Here is a 17,031-nt window from a genome sequence, read left to right as displayed (position 1 = left end):
GGCGTATGGCTTTGCAGCGGCGTGCTGTTGTCGTGACGCATACCAGGTTGCGTCAAAGCGGCACTGTGGTTTCCGAGGCGGTGGACCAATTGCGTGGCGCTGGCTTCGAGGTTTCGATCATCGACAATGTCGAAGCCCCGGGATTCGCGGAACCGACCGCCCAGATCGACGACGATACCGAAATCGTCGTCGTCCTCGGCGGAGACGGGACCATCCTGCGCGCCGCGGAACTCGTACATTGCACGAAAGTGCCGATTCTCGGCGTGAACCTCGGGCATGTCGGCTTCCTTGCAGAATTCGAAAGCTTCCAGATGAGCGATGCGATTCAGCGTGTCGCAGCCCACGACTATTCCATCGACGAACGCATGATCGCGCATGTCGACGTGTGGCTGCCGGGGGCGGACGCGCCATTGAGCGATTGGGCGCTTAACGATATCACGCTGGAACGTTCCGACCGGGGCAAAATGGTTGAGCTGTCCATCCGCGTCGATGACGTGGAGATGAGCTCGTTCGGCTGCGATGGCGTCATCGTCTCCACGCCGACCGGTTCCACGGCCTACGCATTCTCCGCCGGCGGGCCGATCATCTGGCCGAACGTCGAGGCCTTGCAGCTGGTTCCGCTCGCCGCGCACGCCTTGTTCGCAAGGCCTTTGATTATCGGGGCCGGCTCGTCATTCACCATGACCATTCTTGACAATTCGACGTCGGATGGCTGGATTTGCTGTGATGGGCGTCGTCAGCGGGCATTGCCCAAAGGCACGCGCGTCGAGGTGCGTGAATCGAAGAGCCGTTTGAGGCTCGCACGGTTGTCCGGCGTGCCATTCACCCAACGTTTGGTCACGAAATTTGATCTCCCAGTGGTTGGCTGGCGTGAGCATAGCCGCACCCGGCAGACGCACCATACGACCGGAGAAGACACGGCAGGGGAGGATGCCCGCTGATGCTTGAGGAACTTGAGATACGCGATCTGGGGCCGATTCACCACGCGCGCATCGCACCTGCGAGGGGTATGACCGCCATCACCGGTGAGACGGGTGCCGGCAAATCCATGCTGCTGAGCGCGATTCGCCTGATTTCCGGTGGTCCCGCCCAGTCGAGGCGTGTCGGCCCGGGAGCCCAGGAAGCGTGGGCACAAGGCGTATTCGCGGTCGCTGAAGACAATCCGGCCGTCATTCAGGCCAAAGACGCGGGCGTAGATGCCGCCGCGGATGAAGGCGAATTGTACCTGTCACGCACAGTGCCGGTGGCCGGCAGGTCGCGTTCGGTGCTTTCGGGGCATACCGTGCCGCGTTCTGTGCTGCAGCATGTGTCGGAGCACTTGGTGACCATCCACGGGCAGGCGGACCAACTGCGTATCGCTTCTGCCGCCCGCCAGCGTGAGGTGCTTGACGCCTACGCTGGTGATGATGCGCTGTTGGAGGCCTACGGCAAGGCGTGGAACGAGCTCAAGGCGATGGACGACCGGTTGGATGCGCTCGAGCACCAGCAGGCGGATGTCCGGCAGCGTGCCGATTATCTGCGCGAATCCATCGAACGGATTAACCAGGTAGACCCCCAACCGGGGGAGGACGAGGACCTCAAGGCCAAGCGTTCGCGCATCGAAAACGCCGCATCCATCCAACAAGGTGTCAACGGGGCGATCGCCGCATTGGACGCATCGCAACTGGACTCGGACGGCGATTCGAATGGGGCGACCGATTTGGTCAGGCATGCCGCGCAAAGCCTGCGTGCCATCCGCGTCGACGGCGACGATACCTACGAGAAGCTCGCTCAGCGGCTTGATTCGATTGAAGCTGATCTGTCGGACGTGGTGTTCACGTTGTCACGCCAGACCGATGACGATGATGATGAAGGCGATCTTGACGCCATCAATACGCGTATCCATGATTTGGGGGAGTTGACACGGCGCTGGGGGCCTGGGCTCGTCGACGTGATCGCATGGCGTGACAAGGCCGCGTTCGAGGTGGAGGATCTGGATGCCAGCCCGGAAAAACTTGAGCAATTGCGTGCCGACCGGGATCATCTGGCTGCCAAGGCCTTGGACGCTGCGCGCGAGCTAAGCGCCGCCAGGGTGAAAGCCGCAGGCGAGCTGGGTGAGCGCGTTACCGCCGAGCTCGCTGAACTGGCGATGGGCGGGTCCCGGCTTGAGGTCCGGGTCGTTCCGCGTGTCACAGAATCTGGTCCGGATGCTGGTGACGGTGCCGGCGCCAGTGCCGGTGCCGATGTTGCCCAGGTGCTCGACGCCCACGGCATGGACGACATCATGTTCGCATTCACCCCGTTCCCCGGTTCCGAACCGCTGCCGATGGGTTCAAGCGCATCAGGCGGCGAACTGAGCCGTCTGATGCTCGCCCTCGAGCTCACGATTGCGGAGCGGCGCGGCGAAGCGGCCGATATGACCTTCATCTTCGACGAGGTAGACGCGGGCGTCGGCGGCAAGGCCGCGGCGGAACTCGGGCGTAGGCTTGCCAAACTCGCACGATCCTCGCAGGTCCTCGTTGTCACGCATCTGGCGCAGGTCGCCTCGTGGGCGCAGGAGCAGTACGTGGTGAGCAAAGGCCCGACAGCCCCGGACACCCCTGACGAGCCGGGCGCTGCCGGGGTCACCACCACTGTGACCCGCGTGGACGGGGAAGACCGCGTACGGGAGATTGCACGCATGCTTTCCGGCAGCGAATCGGGAACTTCACTCGACCATGCCCGGGAATTGCTCGCGGCGAGTGTAGAGTAGCAATAACGGTATGTCCCGCCGTAATGCGGCGGCGGGATTGACGAAAGGAGCCTCAAATGGGTGCCAACAGCGGCAAGGCGGCAATTTTCGACCTCGACGGGACGTTGCTTGATTCCATGGGTGTGTGGGATCAGGTTGATATTGATTTCCTCGGCAAACGCGGCATCGAGGTGCCAGACGACTACATGACGACCGTGTCCTCGATGCAGTTTCGGCAGATCGCCGAATATACGATCAAACGGTTCGATTTGGACGACACGCCGGAAGATCTGATGAACGAGTGGACCGAAATGGCCACGCACGCGTATGCGACCATCGTCGAGGCCAAACCCCATGCCTTGCAATATCTCGCGTATCTGCGGCAAAGCGGGGCCAAACTCGCGGTTGCCACGACGCTGTTGCCAAGCATGCGCGTCGCCGCAATGAGACATACCGGGCTGGACGAGTATTTCGATGTTGTGTGCAGCGTCGATGAGGTCGGTGACACCGGCAAGGAGGAGCCGGATGTGTATCTCAAGGCGGCGCAGCTTTTGGGCGTCGCCCCGCAGAACTGCACGGTGTTCGAGGATATTCTGATCGGTATCCGCTCCGCGAAGGCTGCCGGCATGCGGGCATGGGCGATGCATGATGACTCATCCGATGCGGACTGGCCGACCATCTGCGATGAAGCTGACGGCATCATGTTCGATTTCAATGATGCCCCGGTGCGTCTGTAGGCGTGAAGCCCGTGGCATACCCGACTTCCGGGGGTTCAGAATCATCTGCTGAGTGATATACTGATTATCAGAACAGTAGAACAGTTTGTGGTGGTGTGTACATCACCGATTGCGTGTGCGCATGCGCACACCACCGCAAACCGACGACACGCATGATAGGGAGCGGCATGAAATTCTCGGTATCCGATGATTCAGACAAGCCGAAATACGAGCAGCTGAAAACCCAGATCAGGTCGGCGGTATATTCAGGCGAGCTCACCGAAGGACAGGCCCTGCCGTCGCTGCGCCGGTTGGCCGCCGAACTCGGGGTGTCCGTCCTCACCGTCGCTCGCGCCTATGATGAACTCGCCGACGAGGGCATCGTGCGCAATGAGCAGGGCAGAGGCACGTTCGTGGCATTGCGCAGCGGTGAAGTGCTGCGCCGTCGCCTGCTGACCAAAACACGGGAAAACTTGGAGGAAGCGTGCGCCGCCGCCCAGCGCGCGGATATCTCCATGCAGGAACTGGAGCGTATGCTCGCCGACGTCTACGCCGACATCGAACAGCAGCGTCTCGGCTAGTCACGTGGATTTCGCGGTCTTCCGCTGCCTTGTCTATAGGGGAGTGCGGGGAGACCTGGGAGACCGGACGGATCGGCTCACATGCCCCTGCCGGTGAGGTCGCGGCGGTGGCGCGACGATGCGCCCATATCCCATTCTCGCCAAGAAAAACAACGGCCCGGGACGAAAAACGCCCGGGCCGTTGTTATCGTGACCGTGTTACAGCCGATCCGCCGCCTGCTCCACGTAGGCGGGCATGCCGTCGATATCGACGACGTCCGTGAACCGGACATCCGCGTGCTCAAGGCCGCGCAGTGCCTTCGGGGCGGTGGTCCCGCTGTGCTCGGCGAGCACATCCATACAATCGAAATCGGAGCCGGACGCATCCCAGCCCAGCGCCTCGTTGACCACGCGCGGGAACTTGTACGGGCTCGCCGTGCTCAGCAGTACGCGTGGGGTGAGCGGGTCGCGCGGCATCTGCTGCATCACGTAATAGCCGCAGGCCGTATGCGGGTCGATCACGTAATGGTTCTTCTGCCAGCAGTCGGCGATCATCTCGCGCACCTGGTCCTCGTCGGCCCAGCCGCAACCGAACAACTGCCGGATTTTCGTCAGCAGCTCGGCCGGCACTTCGTAGGCGCCCCACTGGTTCAAGTCGTTCATGAGCATCTGGATGAGGCGTGTGTCCTTGTCGGACATGTAATACAGCATGCGTTCGAGGTTCGAGGAGATCAGGATGTCCATCGAGGGGCTGATCGTCTGGAAGAACGGGCGCTTGCGGTTGTAGGTGCCGGAGGTCAGGAAGTCGAAGAGCACGTTGTTCTTGTCACTGGCGACGACCAGATGCTTGACCGGCAAGCCGAGCATCTTCGCGTAATAGCCGGCGAGAATGTCGCCGAAATTGCCAGTTGGCACGCAGAACTCGACTTCGTCGCCCGCGTTGATGACCTGACGTTCGAGCAGCTGCGCGTACGCGGAGAAGTAGTAGACGACCTGCGGCACCAGACGGCCAACGTTGATGGAGTTGGCCGAGGAAAGCACCACATTCGCCTGGTCGTCGATGCGGTTGGCGAGTTCATGGTCGCCGAAAATCCGCTTGACGGCACTCTGTGCGTCGTCGAAATTGCCGCGCACCGCGCACACGTTCACGTTCGAGCCCGCCTGCGTGGTCATCTGCAGCTGCTGGACCTGGCTGACCTTGCCTTCCGGGTAGAACACGGTGATGCCCGTGCCCGGCACATCGGCGAACCCGGCCAGCGCGGCCTTGCCGGTGTCGCCCGAGGTGGCCGTGAGAATCATGATCTTCTCGTTCGGATCGCCGGTCGGGGCGGTATGCGCCATAAAACGAGGGAGAATCTGCAGAGCGACGTCCTTGAACGCGGACGTCGGGCCGTTGAACAGCTCGAGGATGTAATCGTCGCCCAAGGGCTTGAGCGGTGTGATCGCCGGGTCGGACCACTGCTCACCGTAGGCGTCGCGCACGCATTGCGCCAGCTCGTCATCGGTGAAATCCGGCAGCAGTGCGCCCAGCACCTCCTGGGCGATCTGCTGGTAGGACTTGCCGGCAAGGGATGCGACGTCGATTTGCGTGTCGCCGAGCGCGTCGGTGACGAACAGGCCGCCGTCGTCGGCGATGCCCTTGCGGATGGCCTGCTTGGAAGTGAGTGAATCGGTGGTGCTGCGGGTGCTATGGAACGTGATCACGAATCATCCTTGCAAAGTTAAGTGGATCTTATGGGCGGTATTCTACCGGGAGCCATGGGCAGGCGGCGCTGCCGTTCCCCGATATGGACACCCTCGTCGGCACCGTTAAGGACGCCGTATCGGCCCGCCATGGTCATCCTTTGGAAATAATTGACCCGCCGTGTGAGCGAAATCAGCGCGATGCCCGCGGCGTGCGCTACTGTTTTGGCTATGACGAACCAAGAAGACAGCGGGCAGGCCGGGCGCGTCGACGCGCAGGTCTTCAGCGCCGTATGCATGATGGCGGACGCCGCCGCCCAGGCCCAGCGCGCACTCGAACAGGCAAACACCGAAGCGAAGAACGAGCTGCTGCTCGCCATCGCCGACGCCCTCGACACGCATGCCGACGACATTGCCGCCGCCAACGAACAGGACATGCAGGAAGCCTTCGAATCCGGCATGGATGAAGGAAAACTCGACCGCCTGCGTTTCGATGTGGACCGCATCGCCGCCAGTGCGCAAGGCATCCGGCATGTCGCCACGCTGCCCGATCCGATCGGGCAAATCGTGCGCGGGTACAACCTGCCCAACGGGTTGCGCCTCAACCAGGTACGCGTGCCCATCGGCGTCATCGGCATGATTTACGAGGCCCGGCCCAATGTGACGGTCGATGTCGCCTCGCTGTGCCTCAAATCGGGCAACGCCGCCATCCTGCGCGGTGGCCATGCAGCCGAACGCACCAATGCGGCCACATTGCGTGTCATCCGCGAGACCATCGCCGAACACGGGTTCGACCAGGCACTTGTTGCCACGGTCGACGCCTACGGCCGCCAAGGCGCTACCGCGATGATGGAGGCGCGCGGCCATATCGACGTGCTCATCCCGCGTGGCGGGGCCGGCCTCATCCAGGCCGTGGTACGCAACTCCAAGGTCCCGGTCATCGAAACCGGCGCCGGCAACGTCCACATCTACGTTGACCGTTCCGGAGATCTCAACAAGGCCATCCCTATCATCCTTAACGCGAAAACCCAGCGTGTCGGGGTCTGCAATGCGGCGGAGAAGCTGCTCGTGCACCGCGATGTCGCCGAAACTTTCCTGCCTCTTGCTGCGCAGACGCTCGCCGAGGCGAATGTGGTGCTGCGCGCCGACGAGCGAGCCTATGGCATCATCGACGCCGCCGGCATCGAGGGCATCGACCTCGAGCAGGCGGACGAACAGGATTGGGACACCGAATATCTCGCGTTGAAAATGGGTGTCAAGGTCGTCGATTCGCTGGACGAGGCGATCGGGCATATCAACATGCATTCGACAGGGCACACCGAATCGATTATCGCCGAGGATTATTCCGCAATCGAGCGGTTCACCCGGCTCGTGGATTCCGCCGTGGTCATGGTCAACGCCTCTACGAGGTTCACCGACGGTGGCGTCTTCGGTTTCGGCGCCGAACTTGGTATTTCTACGCAGAAGATGCACGCGCGCGGCCCGATGGGCTTGCAGGAGATGACCACCACCAAGTGGATCGGCTACGGCACCGGGCAGGTGCGCCGGTAATTCGCGGCGACGCACCGGAAGGCGCGTCGGCGATACATCCCGGTATCCCGGTATGACGGCATCAGGGGCGGTTCGCAGGAACCGTGAAGGAAACGAAGGTGACACAAGTGGCAGTGAATGAAGCATTGGCGCGAGACCGCGGCATCGATCTGGATGACCCTAAGCTCGCCCTGCGGGTTGCGGCGGAACGTCTGAGTACCGTGAGGTATGTGTTCCTCGTGCAAATCGAGGACGGTATCGCCACCGCCGCCCAGCGGGCATCGTTGGAATACGCGGATGCGGTGCTCATCGGGTGGCCGGAGAATGATGCGCCTGACGTGGTCGATCTCGACGAGCAACAGCAGGCGCAGGTCGCCGAGCATATGCGCGTCATGGAAGACCACATCCGCAAGTATGCCGCCATGGAGCGCGAGGGGGATATCGACGGGATGACGGATACGCTGATCCGCATCACCGAACGGGTGGCGGAGATCCGGCGCCTGTATCAGCCTGATTTCCTGTTGCCCACCTTCGCGGAAATCCGGCGGGTCGTCCAGCAGGAATGGGACGAGGATATGGGCAAGATCGATCCCAAGGAGCCTGATCCGACCGCCGAGCAGATCGAGGAGCAGACCGAGGACGCCGACAAGCAGCAGCGCCAGATCGCCGAGCATGCCGAGCAGGCCAATCGTTCCGGGCAACCTGAACAGGCTGGTCAGCAACATGCGGGCCATCACGGCGAGCACCACGGAGACAAGGCATGAGTGGCAGTCCATCTGAGACGAGCATGCCGGCGCCAGGCCAGTCCGATGCAGGCCGGCGTATGTCGGACCTGCTGCAACGCCCGCAAATCGACACGCCCGGATCATCCTCGCGCAGGTCCGCGCGCGGCAATTGGCATAGCCGGCCGCGTATCGGCATCATGGGCGGCACCTTCGATCCCATCCACAACGGGCATTTGGTTGCCGCCTCCGAAGTCGCATGGGTATACGACCTCGACGAGGTGATTTTCGTGCCGACCGGACGCCCGGTGTTCAAACTGGACAGGCATGTCACCAACGCCGAGGACCGGTACCTCATGACTGTTATCGCCACCGCCTCGAACCCAAAGTTCACGGTTTCCCGCGTCGATATCGACCGTCCTGGGGTCACCTACACCATCGACACGCTGCGCGACATCCACGCCCAGCATCCTGACGCCGAATTGTTCTTCATCACCGGAGCGGACGCGGTCGCGGAGATTATGCGTTGGAAGGACGCCGACAAGATGTGGGATCTCGCGCAATTCGTTGCGGTCACGCGGCCGGGGTATACGAGCCCGTCCTCGCAGCTGCTTAGCGAAGGTCATGTGGACACCTTGGAGATTCCGGCATTGGCGATTTCGTCAACCGATGTGCGGCGGCGGGCGGCTCACGGCGAGCCGGTGTGGTACTTGGTGCCTGACGGCGTCGTGCAGTATATCGGCAAGCACGGCCTGTATCGTGGGATTGCCGGCGGCGGCGCCAAGGACACGCACGTGTCCGCCTGAGCCGGTCAATGCGGATGGCTACTATAAAATACGTCCACTTCAGCGAACAACGTTTGGAGACACGGTGAGCGCAATCCTCGAAGGAAAGCCTGATAAAAACCTCATTCTCGTCACCGGCCGGGCGCACCCCAGGCTGGCGCAGGATGTTGCCAAGCAACTTGGCATCGACGTGCTGGAAACTACGGCATACGATTTCGCGAACGGCGAGATGTATGTGCGCTATACCGAATCGGTTCGTGGCGCCGACGTGTTTGTGCTGCAGAGCCACTGCAACCCCGTGAACAAGTCCATCATGGAGCAGCTCATCATGATTGATGCGCTCAAGCGCGCATCCGCCCGCTCCATCACCGCGGTGTGCCCGCTGCTGGGCTACTCGCGCCAGGACAAAAAGCATCGCGGCCGCGAGCCCATCTCCTGCCGTCTCATGTTCGATCTGCTCAAGACCGCCGGCGCCGACCGCATCATGAGCGTCGACCTGCATGCGGCCCAGTCCCAGGGCTTCTTCGACGGCCCGGTGGATCATCTGATCGCCATGCCGGTCCTGGTCGATTACATTCGTGACCGGTTCGCCAACCAGCTTGACAACGTCGCCGTGGTCTCCCCGGACGCAGGCCGTATCCGTGTGGCGGAGCAGTGGGCGCAGCGCCTTGGCGGCGGCCCGCTCGCCTTCATCCACAAGACCCGCGACATCACCCGGCCGAATCAGGTCGTCTCCAACCGTGTGGTCGGTGAAGTCGAAGGCAAGGATTGCGTGCTCGTCGACGATCTGATCGACACCGCCGGCACCATCGCCGGTGCATGCCATGTGCTGCGTGACGCGGGCGCCAAGTCCGTGACCGTTGTCGCCACCCACGGCGTGCTGTCTGGTCCTGCGGTAGAACGGCTCAAGAACTGCGGTGCGCGCGAGGTCGTGCTCACCGATACCGTGCCGATTCCGGAGGAGAAGCGCTGGGATGGCCTGACGGTCCTGTCCATCGCGCCGCTGCTCGCCAGCGCTATCAAGGCGGTGTTCGAGGACGGCTCGGTCGCAGAGCTCTTTGACACCTATCCGGTGCATCACGGGCAGGGCTTCCTGTTCGCTTGAATTCTGCGGTTTGTCGGTCCGGCGGCGCTGAAAGACGCGCGGACGGATTGACGAAACGCCAGAGTATGGCATAATAGCAACTTGGCGGTGAAAACCGCCGATCCCCCATGGTGTAATGGCAGCACACGGGTCTTTGGAACCCTTTGTCTTGGTTCGAGTCCAGGTGGGGGAACCCGAAACGGTTCCGCGCGCGAAACACGGAACCCACGCCGGCCGGGCCCGCGAGTCCGGGTCCGGCAACGGCATCACAAACGCACGAGGCCCAACGGCCCCGTGCGTTTTGCTTTCACCGCCATCCTTCCCACACTCCCTACAAACTGTCTACGCTGAGAGGACTGTCAGCGTAGACAGTTTCGGGGTATCTGCCAACGTGGGCATTCGACGCTGACTTGTCCTTAGGCATTGGCAGAAGCGGAACCAAAGCCGCTTCCGCATTTGGCACTGACATCAGTCAGGCATGGATGACAGCTTGTGCTGACGCCCCCATGTCCGCCCCCGACGGTTACAATCCTCGAAGCATGGCGTGCCGCCGTCAGACGCCTCACGCATGGCCGTCCGGCGCAGCGCCGTTACGAAGAATTGGAGATTTCATCGTATGACATTGTCAGCCGCAATCATTCTTGCCGCAGGGGAAGGCACCCGGATGCGTTCCGCCACGCCGAAGGTGCTGCATACGCTCGCGGGCAAGACCTTCCTTGAGCGGGTCATGGCGTCCGTTGCAGGTCTTGATCCGGAAACCCTCGCCGTTGTCGTCCACTATCAGGCCGATCGTGTCGCCGAGGCGGCACGCTCCTACAACGAATTCGTCGAAATCGTCAACCAAGACGATCTGCCTGGCACCGGTCGCGCAGTCCAGTGCGCGATGAACCAGCTCGCAGCCGAAGGCAAGGCCGACGGCACCGTGCTCATCGCGGCCTCCGACATGCCGCTGCTCGACACCAAGACCTTGTCCGGATTGCTTGACTACCATCGCACAAGCGGCAACGACGCGACCGTACTGACCACCGTGCTCGACGACCCGACCGGGTACGGCCGCATCATCCGCGACAGCGACGGCAGCGTGCTGCGCATCGTCGAACAGAAGGACGCCAACAGCAGCGAACTGGCCGTCCGCGAGGTCAACACCTCCGTGTATGTGTTCGACGCGAAGGTTCTCGCCGCCGCGATTGCCGGGCTTGATTCCCAGAACGCGCAAGGCGAATTCTATCTGACTGATGCCCTCGAAACCGCTCGCCACACCGGTCGGGTGGGCGCGTGGGCGGCTCCCGACCCCTTGAGTGTCGAAGGCGTCAACGACCGCGTACAGCTGGCCGCGCTCGCCGCCGCTCACAACCGTCGCGTCTGTGAATACTGGATGCGTCAGGGCGTGACCATCCTTGATCCGTCCACCACTTGGATTGATGACGACGTGCGCATCGAACGGGACGCGCAGATTCTTCCAGGCAGCTTCCTGCAAGGAACGACCACCATCGGCGAAGGCGCGGTCGTCGGTCCGTACACCACGCTCATCGACGCGCGAATCGACGCCGAAGCGCATGTGGAACGTTCCCGTGTCCAGGAATCGCATGTCGGGCGGGCAGCGAATATCGGCCCGTGGACCTACATGCGTCCGGGCAATGAGCTGGGCGAGGAAACCAAGGCCGGTGCGTTCGTCGAAATGAAGAAAGCCCATATCGGCAACGGCACCAAGGTTCCGCATCTGAGCTACATCGGCGACGCCCAGCTGGGCGAACACACCAACATCGGCGGCGGCACGATTACCGCCAACTACGACGGGGTGCACAAGAACCGCACGAAGATCGGCTCCAACGTCCATGTGGGTGCCGGCAACATGTTCGTCGCGCCGGTCGAGGTCGGCGATGGCGTCACCACCGGCGCCGGGTCTGTCGTCCGTCACGACGTGCCCGACGATACGATGGTATACTCCGAGAACACACAACACAATATCGAGGGCTGGAAGCCCGCTTGGGAGCGCTGATATGACCGCATTGCAAAGTTCCATCGACGCCGTCCGCATCGCCGCAGCCGCGGCCGACCGCATGAAGGGCACGGATATCGTCGCCTTCGATGTGACCGGGCCGATCGCCATCACCGACGTGATGATGATCGTCACCGCGTCCAACGAACGTCAGGTGCTCGCCGTCGCTGAGGAAATCGAGAAGGACCTGTACACCAAGGGTGGCCATTTGCAGCCGCGCTCACGCGAAGGCCTGCAGGAAGGCCGCTGGGTGCTGCTTGATTTCGGCGATTTCGTGATCCACGTGATGCACGAGGAGGAGCGGCGCTTCTACCGGCTGGAAAGCCTGTGGAAGGATTGCCCGGCCATCGATCTGCAGCTGTCTGAAGCACCCGAATCCTCCGGCGCGTCCGAACCCGCGTCCGCGGACGCCGACGAGCAGTGAGCATGGTGAATCGTACCCCCGGTATGGGTGGGGAATACCAAGGTCCTGAGCATCGTCGCGTCCAGCCGACCGGCCCGCATGTCAGGTCGATTATCATCGTGCGGCATGGCCGTACCGCCTACAACGAGCAGCATCGCTTGCAAGGTCAGGTGGATATCCCGCTCGATGAAGTCGGCGAATGGCAGGTCCGTCAGACGGCACAGACCTTGCGCGATTTGTATGTCGATGGTCGTCCGGATATCCCCAAGCAGCTGGTCGTCTGCTCAGATCTTGGCCGGGCCGTGCAAACCGCGCACGCCTTCGCTGATCCGCTCGGGCTTGACGTGCACCCGGATGCACGGGTGCGTGAACGCAGTTTCGGTGCGTGGGAAGGCCTACGGCTTGAGGAGCTTGAACGCGATTTCACCGAGGACTACCAGTCATGGCGGCATTTCGCGGGCGGAGAGCTCAAGCATGGCGCCGAGACGAAAGGCGCGGTCGGGGAGCGTGGCGTCGAAGCGATTGATGACTGGTCGCATCGTGCCGGCCCGGACACCACGCTGTTCGTCTTCTCGCATGGGGCATGGATTTCCCAGACTTTGCAGACTTTGCTCGGCATGGCGCAAGGCAATCATGACTTCGGGGCGATGACCTCCATGTTCAACGCTCATTGGGCGCGTCTGACCGGAGCTGATCAGCCCGATGGCACCGTGCGCTGGCGGATGACCGAGTATAACCACGGCCCCGCGATCGCGGACACGGACCAGTGGGAAGCCCCGACGCTGCACTGATTGCTTGGCAATCTATCCTGCCGCTGCAGTTCCCTCTCCCTCACAAAGTGGCTACGCCAAGAAGCAGTTAGGCGTAGCCAGTTGGTATGCGTACCCAAACTGGTGACGCAACGGAGGTCGTGAGCGTAGATAGTTTGAATAGTTACTCAAACTGGTTACGCCAGGACCGCCGTGAGCGTAGACAGTTTGTGAATGGGCACGCACCGGATCCGAACGTCCGCGCGTCTTGCATGGCAACGGTTCGGTGGTGCCGGCCGTGTCGCTTTGCAGGCCGTGTGGCGATGTCGGCGGTGCATCAGTGTTCGCCGTGCGCTGGTCCCAGCCATGTCGCGTGCCGACCAGGTTGCGGGGCATACCATGCATTGTGTTCACCGCTTGTTCATCTCTTGCCCGTCACTCGATTATCATCGAAGGGGAGAGGTGATCGCCATGACCACACCACATGAGCATATGCCCGGCAGCGACGTCGCGGCAGGAACAGAACGACGCAAGCCGCGCATACCGACGTGCGCGAACCCGATCTGGCAGGGGGCAATCCGCCAACCTGCCGTCGCCGGAACGTTCTACCCGGCCGATTCGGACGCGCTACGCGGCATTATCGACCGCCAACTCGACTATGCGCGCACCTTGCTAGACCACCATAACAATCTGCTCAGCCGCTTGCCTGAAGGAGCCCCGAAAGCCGTCATCGCACCCCATGCCGGGTACGTATACTCCGGCACCACCGCGGCACTAGCCTACAGTCTGCTTGCACGCGGCCGTGGACAAATCCGCCGTGCCGTCATCATCGGTCCCACTCACCGCGTGCCGGTATACGGCACCGCATGCTGCACCGCCGGTTCATGGCACACCCCGCTCGGCACGGTGCCCCTTGACACCGAAGCCGAATGCGCCGCGCTCGACGCCGATACCCCCGGCTTCATCGTCAACGATGACACCCACCGGCGCGAACATGCCGTCGAAGTACATATCCCTTGGATTCAACGTGTCCTCGGCCCGCAGACCAGCATCATCCCGCTTAACGCGGGGGACACCACTCCCGGCGAGCTTGGTGCACTAATTGACCGGTTCTGGACGGACCCCGCGACCGTCGTCATCATCAGCTCGGACCTATCCCACTACCATCCAGAACACGTGGCGCGCCAGCTTGACGATGACACGATTGCGCGCATTGCAGGCGGAATTCTGCCGATTGTGCCCGATTACGCCTGCGGCGCCTACCCGATTAACGGGCTGATTGACGTGTGCCGGCGTCGCGGCCTTACCATCAGGCCGCTTGGCTGCTCAACATCGGGCGACGGGGGAGTGCTGGCGCTCGCGGATTCGGGATTGCCGATGCGCCGCCCGGACATGGCCGACCCTGATCAGGCGGTTGTCGGCTACGCTTCTTTCGCCGTGTGGGAGGGTGACAATGACGGCGACGGTGAAGACCGCGAGAACGATGGCGATTGCGAGCACAGCGGTCATGCCGTCCGCAATGCCGACAGCCGTGCCCGCAATACCGTCAATGCCTGCACAGACCCGCAGAATCAGCAAGAATCCCTGCCGCAGGAAGCCGCGGAAGTATTGCCTCGCCTCGCACGGGCGGCGCTCGCCAGATATTGCGGCATCGACTCCGACGGACCGACCGCAGCGGAAACAAGCGAAATCCACCCGTGGCTGAAGCATGACGGCGCCTGTTTCGTCACCTTGCACGAGCAAGGCGATTTGCGTGGGTGCATCGGATCGCTTGAGCCGACCCGTCCGTTGGGTGAGGATGTCGCCTGTCATACCGTGGACGCCGCCTGCCATGACCCGCGCTTCCGCCCGGTGGAACCGTGGGAATACCCCGCCATCAGCATCGAAGTGTCCGTCCTGTCCCCGAAGCGGGCGTTGCCTGTGACCTCGCGCGCGCAGCTGGAAGCCTCGCTTGTGCCCCGGCATGACGGATTGGTCATCGATGACGGGCGCGGGCACCAGGCCACCTTCCTGCCACAGGTGTGGGATCAATTGCCGCATCCGCATGATTTCGTCGGTCATCTGCTGTCCAAAGCGGGCTTGCGCGCGGACACCACGTGGAATGATGCGCGGTTCGCAGCATGGACGTACACCGTCAGTGCCTACGATGAGAAGGGAATACAGGATACGCGTATCGGCACGTCGGAGACTGATGCAGAAGCCGCCGGTGCCGCCGCCCCCGACACAGCCAACGCAGCCGACACCGATGCTACCGGCAAGGAAAGGAACCACCATGCATGAGCGCGAATCACAGCCGTCACACGGATCCACGGATGCCGGGCAGCCGCTCGATCAGCCCCACCCGGACGAGGTCGCGGCATCGATGCGTGGGGGATTCCAACCGACCAGCCCGTTTTCGCACACCTATGAGGCGCCGTCCCCACGCTCGGACGGCCGACGCGAGGTGACGACGGGTCCAGTTCCCGGCGATCCGGCGATCGGCAGGTGGCAGCATCGTCTGGAGGACGGCCGTGTGCAATGCGACTTGTGCCCACGCGGATGCAAGCTGCGCGACGGTCAGCGGGGCTTCTGTTTCGTGCGCTCCAACCATAACGGTGTCATCATGCTGGACACGTATGGACGCAGTTCGGGATTCGCGTTGGACCCGGTGGAGAAAAAGCCGCTCAATCATTGGCATCCTGGCACCGCGATCTTGAGCTTCGGCACCGCCGGATGCAACAGCGGCTGCCGGTTCTGCCAGAACTGGGATATTTCGCGGTCCCGTATCTGGGATACTTATGCGGTCGATGCTCAGCCTGATGACATCGTGTACGCGGTGAAGGGGTGCGGCGCGTCGTCTGTCGCGTTCACGTACAACGATTCCATTGTGTTCGCCGAATATGCCATCGACACCGCCCACGCCTGCCGCGACCATGGCATCGGCACGGTAGCGGTCACGGCAGGATACATGTCCGCCTGCGCGCGGCCTGAATTCTACCGGTACATGGATGCGGCGAACATCGATTTGAAAGGCTTCACCGAGGATTTCTATTGGCATGACACCGGCACGCATCTGGCTGATGTGCTGGCGACAATCGACTACGCGGTCAACGGCACGGACACCTGGGTGGAATTGACGACATTGCTCATTCCCGGTCATAACGATGACGACAGGACCTTGCACGCCGAATGTGCATGGCTGCGTGAACATTGCGGACGCGATGTGCCCCTGCATTTCAGCGCATTCCATCCCGACTACCGCATGCGTGACGTGCCCCCGACACCTAAGGAGCGGCTCTTGCACGCACGCCGGATTGCGCTACAAGAGGGATTGCGCTACGTGTATACGGGCAACGTGTCGGACCGCGACGGCGGCACCACATACTGCCCGTCTTGCGGGGCGAGGTTGATTGAGCGCGACTGGTACGACATCACCGGATACCGGCTGACCGCCGACGGGACATGCCCTGATTGCGGGGCGATTGTTCCCGGCGTATGGGATGAACATCCAGGCACCTTTGGCGGGATGCACGTGCCGGTTGACATCCGCCGCTATACGGGCCGATAGCGGGGCTGCGGCAGAAGATAAAACAACGAAAAAGCGGCGGCAGACGGGTTTCCGTCATGCCGCCGCTCGCGTTCTTGCCCGCGTTCAGTCCTTTTCAGTCCTTTTCGATGACCGTGCCGGCCTTCGCGCCCGCGGTCAGGTCGTCGATTTCGGAGACCTCCAGCACCGGCACGACCGCCGGCTTCTTGGTGCCGTTGTGCTCCGCGACCTTGACCTGCTCCTCATAAATCGCGTCATCGCTGTGCAGTGTCACCTTGCCGCGGAACCGGTAGCCGGTCTTGGTCTTCAGGTCCGCGACGCCGATGACCAGCTCGCTGCCGTCCAGCAGATTCTGGTAATGCTGGCGGGCGGTGCGCTCGTGGTAGGCGATGTGATGGTCGTCAAGCACGAAGGTGGACATCTTCGGGCCGATGTTGAGCTGTCCGTCCTTGCTGATGGTCGCCACCCAAGGCAGGTGGTTGGCGATGAATTCCTTCATTTCCGGGGTGATGGTGGCCATGATGTTCCTTTCGCTTGTGGTTCATGGTACTGGTCTGCGTGTGC

Annotated in this window: 15 protein-coding genes and 1 tRNA gene; 14 read left to right on the top strand and 2 right to left on the bottom strand. The window is 62.3% G+C overall.

All coding sequences use genetic code 11. The features are described 5' to 3' along the window. The first annotated feature begins 5 nt into the window (after positions 1-5). From CQR48_RS08630 to CQR48_RS08615, 4 genes are all read left to right on the top strand, one after another. Entirely contained in the window at positions 6-941 is a 936-nt protein-coding gene (locus tag CQR48_RS08630) for an NAD kinase (protein ID WP_101452651.1), read from the top strand. After that, a complete protein-coding gene (recN, locus tag CQR48_RS08625) occupies positions 941-2,731 on the top strand; it encodes a DNA repair protein RecN (protein ID WP_101452650.1) in 1,791 nt (596 codons plus the stop codon). The genes CQR48_RS08630 and recN overlap by 1 nt, the downstream gene beginning before the upstream one ends. A 56-nt stretch (positions 2,732-2,787) precedes the next feature. Further along, a complete protein-coding gene (locus tag CQR48_RS08620; RefSeq protein ID WP_015451258.1) occupies positions 2,788-3,447 on the top strand; it encodes an HAD family hydrolase in 660 nt (219 codons plus the stop codon). Between the two features lie 167 nt (positions 3,448-3,614). Continuing rightward, a complete protein-coding gene (locus tag CQR48_RS08615) occupies positions 3,615-4,007 on the top strand; it encodes a GntR family transcriptional regulator (RefSeq protein ID WP_101452649.1) in 393 nt (130 codons plus the stop codon). 198 nt (positions 4,008-4,205) lie between these two features. Here CQR48_RS08615 and thrC read toward each other — a convergent pair whose 3' ends face one another. Next, positions 4,206-5,690, bottom strand: a complete 1,485-nt coding sequence (thrC, locus tag CQR48_RS08610) for a threonine synthase (protein ID WP_101452648.1) — start codon at positions 5,688-5,690, stop codon at positions 4,206-4,208. A gap of 210 nt (positions 5,691-5,900) precedes the next feature. On the opposite strand from thrC, the gene CQR48_RS08605 reads away from it, so the two are divergent. The 10 genes from CQR48_RS08605 to amrS all read left to right on the top strand — a co-directional run bounded on the left by CQR48_RS08605 (position 5,901) and on the right by amrS (position 16,488). After that, on the top strand, positions 5,901-7,220 hold the full coding sequence (locus tag CQR48_RS08605) for a glutamate-5-semialdehyde dehydrogenase (protein ID WP_101452647.1): 1,320 nt from the start codon (positions 5,901-5,903) through the stop codon (positions 7,218-7,220). Between the two features lie 98 nt (positions 7,221-7,318). Beyond that, positions 7,319-7,963: a phosphoribosylglycinamide synthetase gene (locus tag CQR48_RS08600; RefSeq protein ID WP_101452695.1), complete on the top strand. Its 645-nt coding sequence runs from the start codon at positions 7,319-7,321 to the stop codon at positions 7,961-7,963. Beyond that, positions 7,960-8,727: a nicotinate-nucleotide adenylyltransferase gene (gene nadD / locus CQR48_RS08595; RefSeq protein WP_044288542.1), complete on the top strand. Its 768-nt coding sequence runs from the start codon at positions 7,960-7,962 to the stop codon at positions 8,725-8,727. Before CQR48_RS08600 ends, nadD begins: the two co-directional genes overlap by 4 nt. A gap of 64 nt (positions 8,728-8,791) precedes the next feature. Further along, on the top strand, positions 8,792-9,811 hold the full coding sequence (locus CQR48_RS08590) for a ribose-phosphate diphosphokinase (protein ID WP_015451252.1): 1,020 nt from the start codon (positions 8,792-8,794) through the stop codon (positions 9,809-9,811). A gap of 101 nt (positions 9,812-9,912) precedes the next feature. Next, positions 9,913-9,983, top strand: a tRNA-Gln gene (locus CQR48_RS08585). 423 nt (positions 9,984-10,406) lie between these two features. After that, positions 10,407-11,789, top strand: a complete 1,383-nt coding sequence (glmU, locus tag CQR48_RS08580; protein ID WP_101452646.1) for a bifunctional UDP-N-acetylglucosamine diphosphorylase/glucosamine-1-phosphate N-acetyltransferase GlmU — start codon at positions 10,407-10,409, stop codon at positions 11,787-11,789. Between the two features lies 1 nt (position 11,790). Further along, complete coding sequence (rsfS, locus tag CQR48_RS08575) at positions 11,791-12,213, top strand: ribosome silencing factor (protein ID WP_101452645.1); 423 nt, start codon at positions 11,791-11,793, stop codon at positions 12,211-12,213. Positions 12,214-12,236: 23 nt separating this feature from the next. Continuing rightward, positions 12,237-12,983: a histidine phosphatase family protein gene (locus CQR48_RS08570; RefSeq protein ID WP_101452693.1), complete on the top strand. Its 747-nt coding sequence runs from the start codon at positions 12,237-12,239 to the stop codon at positions 12,981-12,983. A gap of 429 nt (positions 12,984-13,412) precedes the next feature. Next, a complete protein-coding gene (gene amrB / locus CQR48_RS08565; protein ID WP_101452644.1) occupies positions 13,413-15,221 on the top strand; it encodes an AmmeMemoRadiSam system protein B in 1,809 nt (602 codons plus the stop codon). After that, positions 15,214-16,488 carry an AmmeMemoRadiSam system radical SAM enzyme gene (amrS, locus tag CQR48_RS08560; protein WP_101452643.1) on the top strand — a complete coding sequence of 425 codons (1,275 nt, stop codon included), beginning with the start codon at positions 15,214-15,216 and terminating at the stop codon, positions 16,486-16,488. Before amrB ends, amrS begins: the two co-directional genes overlap by 8 nt. A 94-nt stretch (positions 16,489-16,582) precedes the next feature. Here the strand turns inward: amrS and CQR48_RS08555 are convergent, their stop codons facing one another. Then, positions 16,583-16,987 (bottom strand): pyridoxamine 5'-phosphate oxidase family protein, encoded by a 405-nt coding sequence (locus CQR48_RS08555; protein WP_101452642.1) that lies wholly within the window; start codon positions 16,985-16,987, stop codon positions 16,583-16,585. Positions 16,988-17,031: the final 44 nt, after the last annotated feature.

This window comes from Bifidobacterium thermophilum, assembly GCF_002846655.1.
In the GTDB taxonomy this organism is placed as follows: Bacteria; Actinomycetota; Actinomycetes; order Actinomycetales; family Bifidobacteriaceae; genus Bifidobacterium; species Bifidobacterium thermophilum.
The sequence above is the reverse complement of the archived record's forward strand: the minus strand, read 5'-3'. Positions and strand labels throughout refer to the sequence as shown.

What these genes read in the sequence shown, in the direction of transcription:
- CQR48_RS08615 (WP_101452649.1), top strand. Translation starts at nt 3,615, where the DNA reads ATGAAATTCTCGGTATCCGATGATTCAGACAAGCCGAAATACGAGCAG.
- CQR48_RS08570 (WP_101452693.1), top strand. Translation starts at nt 12,237, where the DNA reads ATGGGTGGGGAATACCAAGGTCCTGAGCATCGTCGCGTCCAGCCGACC.
- CQR48_RS08555 (WP_101452642.1), bottom strand. Translation starts at nt 16,987, where the DNA reads ATGGCCACCATCACCCCGGAAATGAAGGAATTCATCGCCAACCACCTG.
- amrS (WP_101452643.1), top strand. Translation starts at nt 15,214, where the DNA reads ATGCATGAGCGCGAATCACAGCCGTCACACGGATCCACGGATGCCGGG.
- CQR48_RS08620 (WP_015451258.1), top strand. Translation starts at nt 2,788, where the DNA reads ATGGGTGCCAACAGCGGCAAGGCGGCAATTTTCGACCTCGACGGGACG.
- nadD (WP_044288542.1), top strand. Translation starts at nt 7,960, where the DNA reads ATGAGTGGCAGTCCATCTGAGACGAGCATGCCGGCGCCAGGCCAGTCC.
- glmU (WP_101452646.1), top strand. Translation starts at nt 10,407, where the DNA reads ATGACATTGTCAGCCGCAATCATTCTTGCCGCAGGGGAAGGCACCCGG.
- CQR48_RS08605 (WP_101452647.1), top strand. Translation starts at nt 5,901, where the DNA reads ATGACGAACCAAGAAGACAGCGGGCAGGCCGGGCGCGTCGACGCGCAG.
- amrB (WP_101452644.1), top strand. Translation starts at nt 13,413, where the DNA reads ATGACCACACCACATGAGCATATGCCCGGCAGCGACGTCGCGGCAGGA.
- CQR48_RS08630 (WP_101452651.1), top strand. Translation starts at nt 6, where the DNA reads ATGGCTTTGCAGCGGCGTGCTGTTGTCGTGACGCATACCAGGTTGCGT.
- recN (WP_101452650.1), top strand. Translation starts at nt 941, where the DNA reads ATGCTTGAGGAACTTGAGATACGCGATCTGGGGCCGATTCACCACGCG.
- rsfS (WP_101452645.1), top strand. Translation starts at nt 11,791, where the DNA reads ATGACCGCATTGCAAAGTTCCATCGACGCCGTCCGCATCGCCGCAGCC.